Genomic DNA, 19078 nt, shown 5'->3' with positions numbered 1-19078 from the left:
CCCGAAGGTCAGCGCCCCGCCCCGGCCCCCGCGCCCGTACCGCAGCCGCCCGCCGCGCAGGCGGTGAGCCACCGGTCCCAGTCGGCGTCGTAGCGGGTGCCGATGGTCTCGGTCAGGTGGCGCCGGGCGCCCTGCCAGTCGCCCGTACGGTAGGCGGCGAGGACCGCGTCGACGTCGGCGCGGTGGTTCTCCAGCAGATAGCGGACGGCGAGATACCCCCACCGGTAGACGCGCGTGGTGTCGTCGCCGTATGCCGTGTCGAACACCGTGCTCAGCTTGTACGTGTGCTTCGCGGCCTCCGCCGCGGCCTCGCGGTACGGCTCCTTCCGGTAGGAGTACGACACGTACTCGGCGAAGCCCTCGATCCACCAGACGGTCGGCGTGGAGACCCCGGCGTCGAAGTCGCCGTACATGTCGAAGCGGCCGTCGAGGTAGTGCGTGTACTCGTGGTTGAGGTTCCAGATCGCGAAGTCCGGCCGCAGCCAGTCGGCCTCGTAGGCGATGAACCGCGGCTGGTTGCCGGCCGCGGCGGGGTCGCCCTCCAGGTACATCCCGCCGTTGTTGGTGTCGATGCCGTAGATGGCCCCGGCATACGTCTGGTAGTCGGCGGCGGAGTCGAAGACGGTCACCTCGATGGTGGTGTTGCGGTCGTCAGCGACCGGCCCGCTGTCCCTGGCGACGCCGTGGAAGAACGCGTCCTGTCCGCTCAGGCTGGCGCAGGTGGAGGCGAGTTCGGCGGCGGTCATCTGCTGGGCGCGGACGGTGATGCTCGGTCCGCAGGTGTGCCGGACGGTGAGCACCGCGTCGGTGAGCCGCTTCTGGAGGTCGCAGACGCCGTACTGCGCGCAGGCCGCCCGGTCGTAGTAGTCGGCCATCTCGGCGACGCCGACCCACAGCGGCGCGGTGCGGCCGGTGATCGCGCTGCGCCGCAGCAGGTCCACGGCGTACGGGCGGGCCCGCTCGCGCAGCGAGGCGTGCTGGAGGAAGCGGCCGAGCTCCCGCCCGGCGTTGGCGGTGAGGTAACTCCGCTTGCCGCCCAGCAGATCGAGGTGGGTGGCGGCGAACTCGTAGAGGGTGTACAGCACGGCGGGGGAGCGCTCGACGGCGGTCACGAACGCGGGCACCTGGTGTCCCCGGAAGAGCACGGTGTAGACGTTGTTGACGGCGCTCAGCATCCACCACGAGGCGTCGTACGAGCTGTCGTACCCCTTCAGCAGCCGCTCGACGACGTACAGGTAGCGGGCGTTCTCCTGGGCGCTGTCGATGAGGGTCACGGCCTCGGCGAGCGTCTCCCCGTTGGCGTCGGTCACATCGCGGGAGCGCGGCGCGGCGAAGAACGCGTCGAGGCCGGAGCGGATCGCCGTCCGCAGGGCCGCGCCGTACGGGCCGGTGTCGCCGGAGTGGTACCACTGCACGTAATACCCGGCGCGCAGGAAGAGCACGAGCTGCGGCAGGCCGGTGGTCCCGTTGCCGGGGTACGCGGCGGAGCCGTCCCGCAGGGCGTACGCGGCGGTCGTCATCTGCGCCTCGCGGAACGCGCCGCGCGCGTCGGCGCCGCTGAGGGCGAAGAGGGTGTTGACGCAGTCGGTCGTGGCGGCCTTGATCTTGGCGACGAGCGCGCCGCCGGTGTTCCGCGTGAAGTCCGCGACGTCGCAGGCGGCGGCGGGCCGGGCGGGGGAGCGGCCCGCCATGGAGGGACGGGGGTGGTCGACGGGGGCGGAGCGCGGGGTGTGCTCGCGGTCGCGTACGTCGGCGGGGTCGGCGAGCGGCGGTCGGTCGGCGGGGGTGCGGGGGCGTCCGTACGAGGGGCCGGCCGGCTGCCCGTACGAGGCGGTGGGGGACTGCCCGTACGGGGCGGTGTGAGCCTGCCCGTCCGACGGGCTGGGGCCGCTGCCCGGGCCGGAGACCGGACCGCTGCCCGAACTGGCGACCTGACCGGTGGCCGGGGCCGCCGTCACCGCCTGTGCCGGGCCCGTGAGGAGGCCGCCGCCCAGGCAGAGGGCGGCGGCGAGGGCCGTGAGCCGGCCGAGGCGTCTGTGCACGGTACGGGGTCGCATGTGCTGCCTCCCAGGGGGCTGGCTTGTCATGCACACGTGAGTGTGTGGCATGTAAAATTTCACATCGCACTGGGAGTTGGGAAGGCGTCGGCGACGGGAGAACGCCGACCGGAGAGCGGCCGAAAAACGACGGCAGAACCGCCGCGAGCCGCCCGGCGAACGCCCCGGCGGCAATCAGAACGAAACCGGGGGCATGCCGTGAAACGCGCCGGACACCCGAGGGAGTGATACTGGTGTGCCACCGCGGTGCCGCGGCACTGGTGAACGGGCAGATTGACCGGCGAGGATAGGGAACTATGGATAAGCAGCAGGAGTTCGTGCTTCGTACGCTGGAGGAGCGCGACATCCGGTTCGTGCGCCTGTGGTTCACCGACGTGCTCGGCTTCCTGAAATCCGTGGCCGTCGCCCCCGCCGAGCTGGAGCAGGCCTTCGACGAGGGCATCGGCTTCGACGGCTCCGCCATCGAGGGCTTCGCGCGGGTCTACGAGTCCGACATGATCGCCAAGCCGGACCCCGGCACGTTCCAGATCCTGCCGTGGCGCGCCGAGGCCCCGGGCACCGCCCGGATGTTCTGCGACATCCTGATGCCGGACGGCTCCCCCTCCTACGCGGACCCGCGCTACGTCCTCAAGCGCATCCTCGCCAAGACCTCCGACCTCGGGTTCACCTTCTACACCCACCCGGAGATCGAGTTCTTCCTGCTCAAGAACAAGCCGGTGGACGGCACCCGCCCGGTGCCCGCCGACTCCTCCGGCTACTTCGACCACACCCCGCAGAACGTCGGCATGGACTTCCGCCGCCAGGCCATCACCATGCTCGAATCCATGGGCATCTCGGTCGAGTTCAGCCACCACGAGGGCGCGCCGGGCCAGCAGGAGATCGACCTGCGGTACGCGGACGCGCTCTCCACCGCCGACAACGTGATGACCTTCCGGCTCGTCATGAAGCAGGTCGCGCTGGAGCAGGGCGTGCAGGCCACCTTCATGCCGAAGCCGTTCTCGGAGTACCCGGGGTCCGGGATGCACACCCACCTCTCCCTCTTCGAGGGCGACCGGAACGCGTTCTACGAGTCCGGGGCGGAGTTCCAGCTCTCCAAGGTCGGCCGGTCCTTCATCGCGGGGCTGCTCACGCACGCCGCCGAGATCTCCGCCGTCACCAACCAGTGGGTCAACTCGTACAAGCGCATCTGGGGCGGCGCCAACCGCACCGCGGGCGCGGGCGGCGAGGCCCCCTCGTACATCTGCTGGGGCCACAACAACCGCTCCGCGCTCATCCGCGTGCCGATGTACAAGCCCGGCAAGACCGGCTCCACCCGCGTCGAGGTCCGCTCCATCGACTCCGGCGCCAACCCCTATCTGACCTACGCGGTCCTGCTGGCCGCGGGCCTCAAGGGCATCGAGGAGGGGTACGAGCTGCCGGCCGGGGCCGACGACGACGTCTGGGCCCTGTCCGACTCCGAGCGCCGCGCCATGGGCATCGAGCCGCTGCCGCAGAACCTCGGCGAGGCCATCGAGCTGATGGAGCGCAGCGAACTGGTCGCCGAGACCCTCGGCGAGCACGTCTTCGACTTCTTCCTCCGCAACAAGAAGCAGGAGTGGGAGGAGTACCGCTCGGAGGTCACCGCCTTCGAACTGCGCAAGATGCTGCCGGTGCTGTAGACGCAGGTCAGAGCAGTTTCGTAACGCTTCATAGCATCAGGGCCGCCGGTCTCAGACCGGCGGCCCTGATGCGTGCCGTGGGTGCTGGGCCGTTCGTGGCCCGTCATCCGATGGGATCGGCTGCAGGCGAATCGGCGTCGCAGCTCTCACTATGGGTACACCGGTGGATCGAAAGGGTGCAATGATTCTGGTCTGGCCCTCTAGGCCGAGCATCAGACGAGGCGTAGGGGCCGGTTGAGGGCCCTACGCGCGAGGGATGGGTGATGGCATGGCGAACGAATCAGGCATCGTGAAGAAGTTTAAAAGCTCTCAAGACGCCTTGGTAATTCAAGCTTCCGACCTCTCCTTGGAGACGATCTCGCAAATGGCGCAGACTGGCGCCATTGACGTTGCTCCGCTTTTTCAAAGGCGGGAGCGCTGGGATCAGCGCAGGCAATCGGCTCTCATTGAGTCGTTCCTCATGAATGTTCCGGTTCCTCCAGTATATCTGTCGGAGGATGATTACGGAAGTTATTCCGTGATCGACGGAAAGCAACGAATTACGGCTATTCGCGACTTCATGTCTGACGCTTTCCCTCTCGCTCAGCTTGTTCGTTTCGAAGAGATTAATGGGCTTAAGTTTTCGGATCTTCCAAGCGAGCTGCAGAATGCACTGAGGGTGCGTCCTTACATCCGCGCGATTACTATTCTGAGGCAGTCGGATAGGTCGACAAAATATGAAGTATTTCATCGACTTAACTCGGGAGGGGAGCCGCTGAATGCTCAAGAGATCAGGAATGTCATTTATCGTGGGCCTTTGAATGACCTATTGATGGAGTTGTCTGAAGCTCCGTTCCTTCGGCGTCACTTGAAGATTCGAGACAACAGGTCTTCTGCCTACAATCTTATGCAAGACGCTGAAGTGGTTCTTCGCTTCTTTGTTCTATTGGAGCAGTGGCAGGAATTTTCTGGTGACTACAGGGTCTCTATGGATACGTACATGGAGGCCAATATGAATATGAACCTGCGGGAGGTTAGTAAATTGCGCGACACCTTCCTGAGAGCGCTCGACGCGTGCGAGAGAATCTGGGGTGAATTCGCCTTTAAGCGACCAGAGGGTGCGGGGTGGCGCGATCAAATGCTCGCGGGCATGTATGACGCGCAGATGGTAGCGGTCAGCCTGGTGGACGACAAGCGAATTTCTTCGCTGGCTGCACGGAGTGCGGAAGTCATCCAGGAAACGCGAGACCTATTTACTGACAAGGCGTTCAACGAGGCCGTTCGTCTGTCGACCAATACTCCATCGCGCGTCGCCTACCGAATTGGCAAGGTGTTGCAGCTAGTTCAGTCCTTCTGAGGTCTACGGGGGTTCATGGTGTCTCTTTCGTCACGCGAATCGTTCCTTCAGAGGATCACGACAATTGAGCAAGCGGTAGCGGATCCTTATCTCGTAGACCGGGTTCTTACGGACGTGGCGCATAATAATCGTGCCCGGTTGCTCAGGAACGGCCTCATGGTGGTGGGGTTTACTTCACTTGAGGATTTCATCAGAGGGCGCACCGAGGACCTATTGGACGCCGTTAGTCGTACAGTGGTGCATTTTTCTGATTTACCTGAATTTCTACGCAATGCCGCCACAATGGGTGCGATGAAATCCGCCAGGGCTAGGGCGGAAATGGCGAAAAATTCGGGCCAGGATCCCATAGCTTTGTTGCAGGAAGCCGGGCGTCACGTGGCTAGTACGGCCTCAGGGGCTCTGCAGCTTAGCCGATACAGCCTTGGGTATTCAGGATCAAATGTTAGTAGTAGTGAGATCGTGCAAATCTTGACTGCGTTCCAGGCTACAGATGCCTGGAATGAGATCACGCTAATCGCCCGGCGGTGCGGCGCAGGAAGCATGCCGTTGAAACCTGCCTACGATCAATCGATGCGTCTGCGACACGAGGCGGCACACAATGCTGACGCCAATACACAGCCGCGTGATCTTCAGACATTCTGTTCCCAGGCGATTGCTACTGCACTGGGTTTCGATGTTGTGGCGAGTCGCGCCGCGCGTTTGTTGAAGGAGGGGGAGCCGGATATCCTGATAAAGAAAGTAAAGGTTTCCGAGAGAGTGAATATTAGATTCATCGATCTTGGCCCTAAAGGGTACGTCGAACGACGTGAGGGTGCAAAAAGAGCGGTCAGGATCAGTAGTGATCCGGAGGATGCCCTGAAGAAAGCACTGAGGAATGCCGCGAAAGAGTATGAGCCAGTTGTGATGAGGGACGAGCGTGGATTGCCAATCTCGTGGGTGGCAACTGATTTGATGTAGACGTGAGCTTTCGAGAGCTATCTGTGGTACGCACGCTAGTGTGCTTGCCTTCGAATTCTTTCCACTGCCTTGGGTCGCATTGGTGCGCGCAAGACATCGTTCTGATCAGGCTGGAATTCTCCTGCGTAGGACAACGAGGACACACGAGCCCCACCTCACCCCCCCCCCGCTTCAACAGCGCCGCGGTCCGAGCCTTCGGCACCAACCTGCTGACGATCCGGATCGACCTGGACGCCCGCTGACTCACGGATGCGGCGGATCCCGCAGCACGGCCGTCAGAGCGAGCAGAAACCAGACGACGACCACGCCGCCGACGACCGCCAGCACGGCGATCACGACCCGCGCCTTCCGAGGGGTGGGCATGCGCTGCGGTCAACTCCTGTCAGGTGCGGGTCGGGGGTCTTGGCGGCGCCGGGTCATTTCGTGCCCATCTCGCGGGAACGGCCGTGCACATCGAAGTCGTGGGCCAGTCCCGTGGAGTTGAGGCGGGCGATGTCGGCCTGCTCGAAGTTGAACAGGCCGTGCGCCCCGGAGACGCTGCGGCGGTGCTCGCTGGGTATGCCCCAGTCGTACCTTTTCTTCACCTCGACACGGTAGGTGATGTGTCCGTTCCGCTTCTCGCCGACCGTCCGGTACTGGAAGTGGTTGAGGGCGTAGTACCAGTCCATGCTGGAACCCCCGTCCTTTATCTTCGGCGCGGTCGTCGTCCATGGGGTGCTGAACGCGCCGTCCGGCTTCTTGCGCACGCCGTCCAGCGTGTGGTCGACATCGTGCCGGAACGCCGGAACATCGTCGAGCATCGTGTTCGGGTCGACCTCGTACGGTTTGCCGTCGCCGTGCAGGTAGTGAAAGAGCAGTTCGGACGCGTTCCCCCAGTGCTCGATGGTCCGCATGCCCGCCTCGACCGTTTCCAGTTGCTTGAACACCCACCAGTCGTGGAGACCCGCGTCGTCGATACCGTGCTTCCGGCTCTCCGTCTCGAAGTTGTCCGGCGTACCGAAGATGACCTTGAGGTCGCGGGCCAGTTGCGCGTCCGTCTCCGTGGCGGCCCGTAGTTCCGCCTCGATCTTCCGCTCCAAGTCGGCCGCCTTCGCGTCGCGCTCTTCGATGTGCCGTTGTTCGGTGGGCGAGAGCGGTCCGGGGGCGCGCATCTCGGTCCAGGTGACCTGGCCCGTGTCGTTCACCGTCATGCCCGCGTCCAAGGCCTGCTGGATCAGCTCGGCGACCGTGCGCTGGTGTCCCTTGAGCCCCTTGAGTCCGCCACGGCCGTGTTTCCCGTCGGCCTCCACGTCCATGTAAGAGCGCAGGCTGCGCACCTCCGCGTCGAGCGCGTCGAGATCGAGCACCATCCGCTCGCAGTGGCGCTGAGCCGCCTTCCCGCCCTCTCCGCGCCAGTGGTCGCGGCGCAGTGCCCGTACCACGTCGTCGTGGAATTCCGTACGCGCCGACTTGATCTTGCGGTGGATCGCCGCCCAGTCGTCCGCGAATGTTTCCAGCGCGTCGATGTCGAGCTGGGCGAGCTGAGAAACGGTGATCACACGGTCCCCCCCGTCTGTCTGTCCGCGTTCCGGGGCCGCGCCCCGCTCTGCCTTGCCGGTCTGCCTTCCCGGCCCCCGTGCCTCTGGGGTCAGCCCGTGATCTGGCGGAAGTCCCGCGCGCGGTCGTGGTCGATCCGGCTGTATTCGCCCGCGCTCAGCCGGAAGTTGTCCGCCGCCTCGCCCAGCCGGCCGCGCACGAGGCCGTTGAGCTTCTCCCAGCGCTTCTTCATGTCGTCGACGCTGTGCACGAAGCTCCAGCCGGGCGCCGCAGCGGCCAGCGCGCCGAATGCCTCACCGGCCGGCCCCAGGGTGTGGAAGAGCGTCTCCGTCGCGGTGTCGCAGTCCGCGGCCCGGTGCTCCAGCCACGTGTGCGAGACCTCCAGGTCGGGCGGGCTCCCCCAGGGTGGCACGAGATGCGGTGAGGGGCCGGGGGAGGGGGACGGTGTCGGGGACGGATGCGGGGCCGGGTGCGGGTCGTGCCGGGCGCTACCGGGTGGTGCCGGAGGGGGCATGACACTGGGTGACGGCGTCGGCCCCGGTGTAGGTGTGGACATCGTGCGCCTCCTGACGGAAGTGAACTCACGTCACGTCACGAACGTATCAGCGGCCACAGGCACCCGACATGTACTTACATGGCATGTGTACAAGGGGAGTTGATCACTCCGGCCCACACCCCGCCCCGGCGGTCAGTTCGGGCCTGTGCCGTGCCATACCGTGGTGGCGTTGCAGAATTCGCGGATGCCGTGGCCGGCCAGTTCGCGGCCGTAGCCGGAGCGTTTGATGCCGCCGAAGGGGAAGGCGGGGTGGGAGGCGGTCATGCCGTTGAAGAAGATGCCGCCGGCTTCGAGGTCGCGGACGAAGCGGTCGACTTCGGCGGCGTCGCGGGTCCAGACGTTGGAACTCAGGCCGAAGGACGTGTCGTTGGCGATGGTGATGGCCTCGTCGAGGCTGCCGGCGCGGTAGAGGGTGGCGACGGGGCCGAACGCCTCCTCGCGGTGGATGCGCATGTTGGTGGTGATCTCGGCGAGGATCGTCGGCTCGTAGAACCAGCCGTTCGGGAGGTCCTTGGGGCGCTGTCCGCCGCACAGCGCCCGCGCCCCGTGGCGTACGGCGTCGTCGACGAGCTCCTCCAGGTCGGCGCGGCCCTGTTCGGAGGAGAGCGGGCCCACGTCGGTGGTGTCGCTCATCGGGTCGCCGACGGTCAGATTCCGCATGCCCGCCGTGAAACGCTCCACGAACTGGTCGTAGACGTCGACGTGGACGATGAAGCGCTTGGCGGCGATGCAGGACTGGCCGTTGTTCTGGACGCGGGCCGTGACCGCCGTGGCCGCCGCCCGTTCGATGTCGGCGGACGGCATGACGACGTACGGGTCGCTGCCGCCCAGTTCCAGGACGGTCTTCTTGATCTCGTCGCCCGCGATGGAGGCGACGGAGCGGCCGGCCGGCTCGCTGCCGGTGAGCGTCGCGGCGGCGACCCGCTTGTCGCGCAGGATGGCCTCGATGGCGCCGGACCCCACCAGCAGCGTCTGGAAGCAGCCCTCGGCGTACCCGGCGCGGCGGAAGAGGTCTTCCAGGTACAGCGCGGTCTGCGGCACGTTCGAGGCGTGCTTGAGCAGGCCCACGTTCCCCGCCATCAGGGCCGGGGCGGCGAACCGTACGACCTGCCAGAGCGGGAAGTTCCACGGCATCACGGCGAGCACCGCGCCGAGCGGCCGGTAGTGGACGCGCGCGTGCGTGGCGCCGGAGTCCCGTACGTCCGCGTCCGTCGGGTGCTCGTCCGCCAGCAGCCCCTCGGCGTGCGCCGCGTACCAGCGCATCGTCTTGACGCACTTCGCGGCCTCCGCGCGGGCCGCGCCGATCGGCTTGCCCATCTCCGTGGTCATGGTCCGGGCGACGTCCCGCGCGTCCTGTTCCAGCAGGTCGGCGGCGCGGCTCAGCAGCCGGGCGCGTTCGGCGAAGCTGGTGGTGCGGTACTGGCGGAACGCGGACTCGGCGGCGGCCAGCCGTCGCTCGATCTCCTCCGGGCCCAGTGCGTCGAACGTCTTGAGCGTCTCGCCGTTCGTGGGGTTCACCGTCGCGATGGGCATGGCTTTCCTTCCGTGCGCCGGCCGGTCGTGGCTCTGCGGCTCTTGTGCCTCTGCGGCTCTCGTGGCTCCGCGGCTCTTGTGCCTCCGCGCCCCTTCGACCTTGCAGCGCGCCCGGCCCCCGCGCAATACGGCGCGCCCCGCCACCCCGGCTTCACCAGGGTTTTACGGTGTATGGGTACGGTGCCCCCGCCCGCCCCGGCCGCCCGCCGCCAGTAGGCTCGTACCGGCCCTTGATCGCGAGCGGCCGGTGACGAGTGCGGCGTTCGACGGACGGGAGGCGGCGGCATGTCCGTACCGCAGGGTCGCAGGAGCTCCACCTTCAGCCGGCTGGTGCGCTACGGGTTCACCGACCCCGCCGGCGCCGAGCGGCTGCTCGACACCCCCGAACTCTCCACCGTGCGCGCCGACCCCGTCCTCCTCGACGCGCTCGGCGCCGCCGCCGATCCCGACCTGGCGCTGCACGGCCTCGTCCGCATGGTCGAGGCGCAGGAGGACGACGACCGGCGCACCTTCCTCGACACCCTCATCACCGCCAAACCGCTGCGCGACCGGCTCATCGGCGTGCTCGGCGCGTCCGAGGCGCTCGGCGACCACCTCGCCCGCCACCCCGCCGACTGGCACTCCCTCGTCACCTACGAGTCCGCCGACCTGCACCCCACCACCCCCGAGTTCGAGCGCGAGCTGGCCGAGGGCATCTGGGGCGAGCGCGGCGCCGGCCGGCCCCGCCCCGACGCGCTGCGCGCCGCCTACCGCCGCGCCCTGCTGGGCATAGCCGCCCGCGATGTGTGCGGCACCACCGAGGTCGCCGAGACCGCCGCCGAACTCGCCGACCTGGCCACCGCCACCCTGCTCGCCGCCCTGGAGATCGCCTCGGAGGAGCAGCCCACCGACGCCGCCGCGGCCCGGCTCGCCGTCATCGGCATGGGCAAGTGCGGCGGCCACGAGCTGAACTACGTCTCCGACGTGGACGTCATCTTCGTCGCCGAGCCCAGGGACGGCGTCGACGAGTCCAAGGCCGTGCAGGCGGCGACCCGGCTCGCCGCCCGGCTGGTGCGGCTGTGCTCCGACGTGACGGCCGAGGGCACCATCTGGCCCGTCGACGCCAACCTCCGCCCCGAGGGCCGCAACGGGCCGCTGGTGCGGACCCTCTCCAGCCACCTCGCGTACTACCAGCGGTGGGCGAAGACCTGGGAGTTCCAGGCGCTGCTCAAGGCCCGCCCGATGGCCGGCGACGCCGAACTGGGCCGCGCGTACATCGACGCCGTCACCCCCCTGGTCTGGCAGGTCTCCGAGCGCGAGAACTTCGTCCCCGACGTGCAGCAGATGCGCCGCCGCGTCATCGAGAACATCCCCGCCGCCCAGATAGACCGCGAACTCAAGCTCGGCCCCGGCGGGCTGCGCGACGTCGAGTTCGCCGTACAGCTCCTGCAACTGGTGCACGGCCGCACCGACGCCACCCTCCGCCGCGCCAACACCCTCGCCGCCCTCGCCGCGCTCGCCGCCGGCGGCTACGTGGGCCGCGCGGACGCCGCCTCGCTCGACGCCGCGTACCGCTTCCTGCGCGCCATGGAACACCGCATCCAGCTCCACAAGATGCGCCGCACCCACCTCGTCCCCGACAACGAGGCCGACCTGCGGCGCCTCGGCCGTTCCCTGGCCCGGCCGTTCGGCTGGCCCAGCGGCGTGGAGCCGGTCGAGTACCTGCGCAAGGAGTGGAAGCGGCACGCCCGCGAGGTGCGCCGGCTGCACGAGAAGCTCTTCTACCGGCCGCTGCTCGACGCCGTCGCCCAGCTCGAACCCGGCGAGACCCGGCTCAGCGCCGAGGCCGCCGGCCAGCGGCTGGAGGCCCTGGGGTACGCGGACCCGGCCGCCGCCCTGCGCCACCTGGAGGCGCTGTCCTCCGGCGTGACCCGCAAGGCCGCCATCCAGCGCACGCTGCTGCCCGTCCTGCTCGGCTGGTTCGCGGACTCCGCCGACCCGGACGCGGGGCTGCTCAACTTCCGCAAGGTCTCCGACGCCCTGGGCAAGACGCCCTGGTACCTGCGGCTGCTGCGGGACGAGGGCGCCGCCGCCGAGAACCTGGCCCGCGTGCTCTCCGCCGGCCGCCTCGCCCCCGACTTGCTGCTCCGCGCCCCCGAGGCGGTCGCCCTGCTCGGCGCCCCCGACGGGCTGCGGCCGCGCGGCCGGGCCGGCCTGGAACAGGAGGCGCTGGCGGCCGTCGGCCGCGCCGACGGCGCCGAGCAGGCGGTCGCGGCGGTCCGCGGCGTGCGGCGCCGCGAGATGTTCCGCACCGCCGCCGCGGACCTCATCGGCGCGTACGGCACCGAGGGCGTCCCGGCCCGCACCGACCCCGGCGAAGCCCTCGACGCGACCGGCGCGGCCCTGTCCGACCTGACCGCGGCGACCGTCGCGGGCGCCCTGCGCGCCGCCGTACGGGCCGAGTGGGGCGACACGCTGCCCGCCCGGTTCACGGTCATCGGCATGGGCCGGTTCGGCGGCCGGGAGATGAACTACGGATCGGACGCGGACGTCCTGTTCGTCTACGAGCCGCGCGAGGGCGTCGAGGACCAGACGGCCGCGAAGGCCGCCTTCGCCGTCGCCACCGAGATGCGGCGGCTCCTCCAGCTCCCCAGCTCCGACCCGCCGCTGCTGGTCGACGCCGACCTGCGCCCGGAGGGCAAGGCCGGGCCGATGGTGCGGTCCCTGGCGTCGTACGCGGCCTACTACCGGCGCTGGTCGCTGGTGTGGGAGAGCCAGGCGCTGCTGCGGGCCGAGCCGGTGGCCGGCGACGCGGACCTCGGCGAGCGGTTCATCGAGCTGGTGGAGCCGCTGCGCTACCCCCCCGGCGGGCCCGGCGAGGACGCGGTGCGCGAGATCCGGCGGCTCAAGGCCCGGATGGAGACCGAGCGGCTGCCGCGCGGCGCGGACCCCACGACCCACACCAAGCTCGGCCGCGGCGGCCTCTCCGACGTCGAGTGGACGGTGCAGCTCCTCCAGCTCCGGTACGGCTGGGAGGTGCCGGGGCTGCGCACCACCCGGACCCGCGAGGCGCTGGCCGCCGCGCACGCCGCCGGGCTGGTACCGGCGGAGGAGGCGCAGACCCTGGACGAGGCGTGGATGCTGGCGTCCCGCGTGCGCAACGCGGTGATGCTGGTACGCGGCCGCCCCGGCGACACGTTCCCCGGCGACAGCCGCGAGCTGGCCGCCGTGGGGCGCTATCTCGGGTACGAGCCGGGGCACGTCGGGGACATGCTGGAGGACTACCGGCGGCTCACCCGCAGGGCGCGCGCGGTGGTGGAAGAGGTGTTCTACGGGGCTTGAGGGGGAAGCGGCCCCTCGGGGGCGGCTACTGGCTATGGGCCCCGGCGCCGCCCGCTGCCGGCCCCGGCGGCTGCCGCGTCCCGGCGTCACCGGCTACCGGCTCCGCCCTGGTGACGGCCCCGGCCGCTATCGGCTTTCGGCCCTGGCCGCGGCTCTGGCGGCGGCCCGCTCGGCGGCGGTCCCCGCGGCCGGCTCCCCGGCCTTCCCCCGCGCACCCACCGCGGCCGCGCCGGGCGCCGGCTCCGGCCCGACCCCGGGCGTGGGCCGGGGCTTGGGCCTGGGGGCCGCCTTCGCCACCGGCCGGCTCGCCACCTGGCGCGAGAGCCGGTACGGGAACGCCCCGTACCAGGCGTACGCGACCGCGAACCCCACGGCCAGGCAGATCAGCCCGCCGATCGCGTCCAGCCAGAAGTGGTTGGCGGTGGAGACGATGACCGCCAGCGTCGCCACCGGGTAGAGCGCGCCGAGAATCCTCGCCCACAGCGGCCGCGCCAGCATCGCGATGGTGATGCCGCACCACGTGGACCAGCCGATGTGCATCGACGGCATCGCCGCGTACTGGTTGGACATGTCGGCGAGGTTGCCCGACGCCATCGAGCCCCAGGTGTGGTGGACCACGACCGTGTCGATGAAGGGCACGCCGTTCATCAGCCGGGGCGGGGCGAGCGGGTAGAAGTAGTAGCCGACGAGGGCGAAGGCGGTGGTGACGAAGAGGACCAGCCGGGTCGCCGCGTACCGGCCGGGATGGCGGCGGTAGAGCCACACCAGCACACCGATGGTCATGATGAAGTGCAGCGTGGCGTAGTAGTAGTTCATGCCCACGATCAGCCACGTCACCGAGTCCACGGCGCGGTTGATGGTGTCCTCGACCGCTATGTGCAGGGTCCGCTCGACCTGCCAGATCCAGTCGGCGTTGTCGAGCGCCTTGGCCTTCTGCTCCGGGACCGCGTTGCGGATCAGCGAATACGTCCAGTAGCTGACGGCGATCAGCAGGATCTCGAACCAGAGACGGGGCCTGCGCGGGGAGCGAAGACGCCTCAGGAGCGTGCGGTCCTCCGCCGGTCGGCCCTCGCGCTCCTCGATGGGTGGCGGGGTGGCCGATCGGCCTTCCGGAGTCCTCACGTGCGCTTCACCCATAGGAATACAGTCTGCCAGACGGAGCCGAAGCGCAGATCATCCCCAGGTCGGTTCTTACCCCCTTTCAAGGTCGTCCCAGAGGCGGTCCCGACCCCTGCGGGGCGGCCGCCGTCGACCCCCTGACCACCAGTTCCGGCAGGAAGACGAACTCGCTGTGCGGGGCGGGGGCGCCCCCTATCTCCTCCAGCAGGGCCCGTACGGCGGCCTGGCCCATGGGGCGCACCGGCTGTCGGATGGTGGTCAGCGGCGGATCGGTGAACGCTATGAGGGGAGAGTCGTCGAAACCGACGACCGACAGATCCCGAGGCACCCGTAGACCGAGCAGGCGGGCGGCCCGGACGGCGCCGAGCGCCATCATGTCGCTCGCGCACACCACCGCCGTGCAGCCGCGGTCGATGAGGTGGCCGGCCGCGGCCTGCCCGCCCTCCAGGGTGAACAGCGAGTGCTGGACCAGCCGCTCCCCCTCGACGGCGGGCACCCCCAGTTCGTCCGCCATGCCCCGCAGAAAACCCTCCGTTTTCCGCTGTACGGGCACGAAGCGCCGGGGCCCCAGCGCCAGCCCGATCCGGCGGTGGCCCAATGCCGCCAAATGGGTGACGGCGAGCCGGGCCGCCGCCCGGTCGTCGGGGGAGACGAAGGGGGCCCGCACCTTCGAGGAGAAGCCGCCCACGAGGACGAACGGGACGCCCTGGGCGCGCAGCCGCTCGTAGCGCTGCGGGTCGGCGGTGGTGTCCGCGTGCAGCCCGGAGACGAAGATGATCCCGGCCACCCCCCGGTCCACCAGCAGCTCCGTCAGCTCGTCCTCTGTGGACCCGCCGGGTGTCTGGGTGGCCAGCACCGGCGTATATCCCCGGCGGGTCAGGGCTTGGCCGATGACCTGCGCGAACGCGGGGAATATCGGGTTCTCCAGCTCGGGGGTGATCAGTCCGACGAGCCCGGCGCTGCGCCGCCGCAGCCGCACCGGACGCTCGTAGCCGAGCACGTCGAGCGCGGCCAGCACCGACTGGCGGGTGGCCGCCGCGACGCCGGGCTTCCCGTTGAGCACCCGGCTCACCGTCGCCTCGCTGACCCCCGCCTGGGCCGCGATGTCGGCGAGCCGGGCGGTCATGGGCGGGGGCTGTCCCGGCCGCATCTCAGACCGCCCACCACACGCATGCCTCCGCCGGGACGCGGACCGCGCCGCCGCCGAACTCCAGCGGGGCGGTGGCCAGCACCGGGCGGCCCGGCACCGGCAGCTCGGCCTCGGCGGCCAGCGTGTTGAGCGTGCACACGAAGCCGGGCCGGGACAGGGCCAGCACCCCCTCGGGCGCGGGCAGCCAGCTCATCGGGCCGTCGCCGAGCCCCGGCAGCTCCCGGCGCAGGGCGAGCGCCGAGCGGTACAGCTCCAGCGTGGAGCGCGGGTCGCCCGACTGCGCCTCGACGGACAGCTCCCGCCACTGGGCGGGCTGCGGCAGCCAGCTCGTGCCCGGCCCGAAGCCGTACGGGGCGGTGGTGCCCGACCACGGGATCGGCACCCGGCAGCCGTCCCGCGTGCCGTCCTGCCCGCTGCGCTCCGCTCCCTCGTTCCCATGGGGAACGCCGCCCCTGGCGCGGGCCCCGCGGCCGCGGAGGAACGCCGGGTCCTGCCGCGCCTCGTCCGGCAGGTCCTCCACCTCCGGCAGCCCCAGCTCCTCGCCCTGGTAGACGTAGGCCGAGCCGGGCAGCGCCAGCATCAGCAGCGCCGCGGCCCGCGCCCGGCGCAGCCCCCGCTCGCCGCCGCCGTAGCGGGTGGTGTGGCGCACCACGTCGTGGTTGGAGAGGACCCAGGTGGCGGGGGCGCCCACGGCGGCGGTGGCGGCCAGCGACTCGTCGATGACCTCGCGCATCGCCGCCGCGCCCCACGGGCACCGCAGGAACTGGAAGTTGAACGCCTGGTGCAGTTCGTCGGGGCGTACGTACAGCGCCAGCCGCTCGGACGTCGGGGCCCACGCCTCCGCGACCCCGATTCGCTCGCCGTCGTAGCTGTCCAGGAGCCGCCGCCAGGAGCGGTGGATCTCGTGCACGCCGTCCTGGTCGAAGAACGGCAGCACCTGCGTGCCGATCATCTTGGCCTGCTCGCCGCGGCCGATGTCGGGCAGCCCGGCCGCCTTGACCATGCCGTGCGCCACGTCGACGCGGAACCCGTCCACGCCCAGGTCCAGCCAGAACCGCAGCACGGACGCGAACTCCCGCGCCACCTCCGGGTGGTCCCAGTTGAGGTCGGGCTGCTCGGGCGCGAAGAGATGGAGGTACCACTCGCCCGGGGCCCCGTCGGCGCCGGCCGTGCGCGTCCAGGCGGGGCCGCCGAACACGGACTCCCAGTCGTTCGGCGGCCACTGGCCGCTCTCTCCTCTCCCCGGGCGGAAGTGGTAACGCTCGCGGGCCGGACCCCCGTGCCGGTCCGCGAGCGCGGCTCGAAACCACGCGTGCTGATCCGAGGTGTGGTTGGGCACGATGTCGACGATCACCCGCAGGCCGAGGCGGTGCGCCTCCCGTACGAGCCCGTCGGCGTCGGACAACTCCCCGAACAGCGGGTCCACCGCCCGGTAGTCGGCGACGTCGTAGCCGCCGTCCGCCTGCGGCGAGGCGTAGAACGGGGTCAGCCAGACCGCGTCCACGCCCAGGTCGGCGAGGTGCGGCAGCCGGTCGCGGGCCCCGCGCAGATCGCCGACGCCGTCGCCGTCGCTGTCGGCGAACGAGCGCACGTACACCTGGTAGATGACGGCGCTGCGCCACCAGCCGGTGGAGCGGCCGGCGCTCGGGTCCTGGACGAGGGGCGCGAGGTCCTGGGTCATGCGGCTTCCTGTCGGGCGGGCCCAGCCAACTGGGCGTCAGGTACATGCGGATGGAGCGGTGGTGCGGCGCGCTGGTCGCGCTGTCCGGCCGTCGGGACGGCGGTGCCGACCGGGTAGTCGGCGCTGTCGGCGGCGTCGGCTATGAGGTCAACGCGGGGCGCGCGCGTCGGTGACGGTCAGCCCTTGGTGCCTCCCGCGGTGAGTCCGGCGACGAGGTGGCGCTGGGCGAGGAAGAAGACGAACCCCGCCGGAACGGTGATCAGGACGGCCGCCGCGGTCATCAGCCCCCACTCGGCCTTCTGCTGGCCGACGAAGGTCTGGAGGCCCACGGCGAGGGTGTAGCGCCGCTCGCTGCTCATGAACTGGGTGGCGAAGGCGACCTCGCCCCAGGCGGTGATGAAGGAGTAGAACGCGGTGACCGCCAGCCCCGGCCGGGCGAGCGGGACGATCAGCCGCCAGAAGGAGCCGAACGGGGTCAGGCCGTCGACCCGCCCCGCCTCGTCGATCTCGACGGGGATGGTGTCGAAGTAGCCCTTGAGCATCCAGGCGCAGAACGGGACCGAGATCGAGCAGTAGGTGACGATGAGGCCGGGATAGGAGTCGAGGAGCCCCAGCGTCCCCAGAATGTTGTACAGCGGCACGATCAGCACCGCCATGGGGAACATCTGGACGACCAGGAAGGTCCACATCAGCGGGCGGTGGCCGGGGAACCGCAGCCGGGAGACCGCGTACCCCGCGCTCGCCGCCACGAGCACGCCGAGCGCCGTCGCGCCCAGCGCCACGAGCACCGAGTTGCCGAACCAGACCACGAACTCGGTATGGGCCAGCACATGGCCGTAGTTGGCGAGGGTGAAGCCGACGAACCGCGTCGGCTCCTGCCAGCCGTCCCGGCCGCGCAGCGACACGAAGACCACGAAGAGGACGGGGAAGGCGGCGATCAGGGCGGCGGCGATCAGCGTCGCGTGCAGCGCCACGGACGCCCCGCGCGACCGCGCGCCCCGCGCCCGTACGGTCCGCGGGGCCTGTGCCCGTACCGCCCGGCCGCCCGGTCGCGCGCTCATCGCGCGGCCTCCTGGCGGGTCAGCAGCCGCCGGTAGAACACGGCGAAGACCAGCAGCAGCGACAGGATGAGGATGCCGTACGTGGCCGAGCCCGCGTAGTCGCGCACGCCCTGGAAGGCCAGCCGGTAGGAGTACGTCACCAGGATCTCGCTCTCGGAGCTCGCGCCCTGCCCGATCAGCAGGTAGATGACCTGGAACATGTTGAACGTCCAGATGACGCCCAACAGGATCACCGTCCGACTGACCGGCCGCAGCCCCGGCAGCGTCACATGCCGGAACCGCTGCCAGGGCGTCGCGCCGTCCATCTCGGCGGCCTCGTGCAGCTCGGACGGGATGGCCTGGAGGCCGCCGAGGATCGCCACCATCATGAACGGCACGCCCAGCCACACATTGACCGCGACCGCCGACATCTTCTGGAGCGGCCCGTCGCCGAGCCAGTCGACGGCGCCCACCCCGAACCGGTCGAGCACGGCGTTGAGCACGCCGTACTTCTCGTTGAACATCAGCCGCCAGGAGAACGTCGCGACGAACGCCGGCACCGCCCACGGCAGGATCAGCAGCACCCGGTACAGGCCGCGGAACCGCATCCGCCGGTTGAGCAGCAGCGCGAGCCCGAGGCCGATGGTGTAGTGGAAGAAGACGCAGGACCCGGTCCACACGACGGTCCACGCCAGCCGCCCGTAGAAGTGCCCCTCCTGTCCGGAGAGGACCTTCCAGTAGTTGTCGAGGCCGACGAACTCGTAGGTGGCCGGGATGTGGTTGACGCCGATCGTCCGGGCCACGTTCGCCTCGTTGGCGTCGGTGAAGGAGAGGAAGATGCCGCGCCCCAGCGGATAGCCGACGAGCACCGCGAGCACCACGACCACCGGCAGCACCATCGCCCACGCGTACCAGTAGGCGTCGAAGGAGCGCCGCAGCCGCCGGAACGGGCCGGGGCGCGCCGGACGCGGGGGCCCGGTACCGGATACGGCAGTGGTCATGACTCCGCGGCTCTCTCGGTCGGTGCCAGGGGCTGGGGGCTGGGCTCGCCGGGACGGCGAACGCGGTGGAACCGGCTCGGCGGGGCGGGCGCGTGGGAGCGTACGGTCCGGGTGGACCCGTGGGCCGTACTCC

13 protein-coding genes are annotated in these 19078 nt (G+C 69.9%); 4 read left to right on the top strand and 9 right to left on the bottom strand.

Annotated features, from left to right (window positions below; all coding sequences use genetic code 11):
- Positions 1-8: 8 nt before the first annotated feature.
- Positions 9-2057: a collagenase gene (locus IF55_RS04955; RefSeq protein WP_078643673.1), complete on the bottom strand. Its 2049-nt coding sequence runs from the start codon at positions 2055-2057 to the stop codon at positions 9-11.
- 296 nt (positions 2058-2353) lie between these two features.
- Here IF55_RS04955 and IF55_RS04950 point away from each other — a divergent pair, with 296 nt between their 5' ends.
- The 3 genes from IF55_RS04950 (at position 2354) to IF55_RS39180 (ending at position 6008) form a co-directional block, all read left to right on the top strand.
- Positions 2354-3715, top strand: a complete 1362-nt coding sequence (locus IF55_RS04950) for a glutamine synthetase family protein (RefSeq protein WP_030875849.1) — start codon at positions 2354-2356, stop codon at positions 3713-3715.
- Between the two features lie 256 nt (positions 3716-3971).
- Positions 3972-5051, top strand: coding sequence for a DUF262 domain-containing protein (locus IF55_RS04945; protein WP_211269942.1), 1080 nt, complete (start codon positions 3972-3974; stop codon positions 5049-5051).
- Positions 5052-5207: 156 nt separating this feature from the next.
- Complete coding sequence (locus tag IF55_RS39180; protein WP_157854259.1) at positions 5208-6008, top strand: hypothetical protein; 801 nt, start codon at positions 5208-5210, stop codon at positions 6006-6008.
- A 416-nt stretch (positions 6009-6424) separates the two neighbouring features.
- On the opposite strand, the gene IF55_RS04940 is transcribed toward IF55_RS39180, so the two are convergent.
- From IF55_RS04940 to IF55_RS04930, 3 genes are all read right to left on the bottom strand, one after another.
- The gene (locus tag IF55_RS04940) at positions 6425-7546 is read right to left on the bottom strand and encodes a hypothetical protein (RefSeq protein ID WP_030875843.1); all 1122 of its coding nucleotides are present in this window, start codon (positions 7544-7546) and stop codon (positions 6425-6427) included.
- A gap of 89 nt (positions 7547-7635) precedes the next feature.
- Positions 7636-7956, bottom strand: a complete 321-nt coding sequence (locus IF55_RS04935; protein ID WP_030875841.1) for a hypothetical protein — start codon at positions 7954-7956, stop codon at positions 7636-7638.
- Positions 7957-8232: 276 nt separating this feature from the next.
- The gene (locus tag IF55_RS04930; protein WP_030875837.1) at positions 8233-9633 is read right to left on the bottom strand and encodes an NADP-dependent succinic semialdehyde dehydrogenase; all 1401 of its coding nucleotides are present in this window, start codon (positions 9631-9633) and stop codon (positions 8233-8235) included.
- Between the two features lie 285 nt (positions 9634-9918).
- On the opposite strand from IF55_RS04930, the gene IF55_RS04925 reads away from it, so the two are divergent.
- Positions 9919-12954 (top strand): bifunctional [glutamine synthetase] adenylyltransferase/[glutamine synthetase]-adenylyl-L-tyrosine phosphorylase, encoded by a 3036-nt coding sequence (locus tag IF55_RS04925; RefSeq protein WP_030875835.1) that lies wholly within the window; start codon positions 9919-9921, stop codon positions 12952-12954.
- A 126-nt stretch (positions 12955-13080) separates the two neighbouring features.
- Here the strand turns inward: IF55_RS04925 and IF55_RS04920 are convergent, their stop codons facing one another.
- From IF55_RS04920 to IF55_RS04900, 5 genes are all read right to left on the bottom strand, one after another.
- Positions 13081-14091 (bottom strand): phosphatase PAP2 family protein, encoded by a 1011-nt coding sequence (locus tag IF55_RS04920; protein WP_078643670.1) that lies wholly within the window; start codon positions 14089-14091, stop codon positions 13081-13083.
- Positions 14092-14155: 64 nt separating this feature from the next.
- A complete protein-coding gene (locus tag IF55_RS04915) occupies positions 14156-15199 on the bottom strand; it encodes a LacI family DNA-binding transcriptional regulator (RefSeq protein ID WP_030875829.1) in 1044 nt (347 codons plus the stop codon).
- A 25-nt stretch (positions 15200-15224) separates the two neighbouring features.
- Positions 15225-16904 carry a glycoside hydrolase family 13 protein gene (locus IF55_RS04910; RefSeq protein WP_030875826.1) on the bottom strand — a complete coding sequence of 560 codons (1680 nt, stop codon included), beginning with the start codon at positions 16902-16904 and terminating at the stop codon, positions 15225-15227.
- A gap of 176 nt (positions 16905-17080) precedes the next feature.
- On the bottom strand, positions 17081-17965 hold the full coding sequence (locus IF55_RS04905; protein ID WP_030875823.1) for a sugar ABC transporter permease: 885 nt from the start codon (positions 17963-17965) through the stop codon (positions 17081-17083).
- A complete protein-coding gene (locus IF55_RS04900; protein WP_030875820.1) occupies positions 17962-18945 on the bottom strand; it encodes a carbohydrate ABC transporter permease in 984 nt (327 codons plus the stop codon). Before IF55_RS04900 ends, IF55_RS04905 begins: the two co-directional genes overlap by 4 nt.
- Between the last annotated feature and the right edge of the window lie 133 nt (positions 18946-19078).

The organism is Streptomyces varsoviensis (assembly GCF_000718635.1).
Taxonomy (GTDB): domain Bacteria; phylum Actinomycetota; class Actinomycetes; order Streptomycetales; family Streptomycetaceae; genus Streptomyces; species Streptomyces varsoviensis.
Note: the sequence above shows the minus strand (reverse complement) of the source record. Positions and strands in the feature narration are given on the sequence as shown.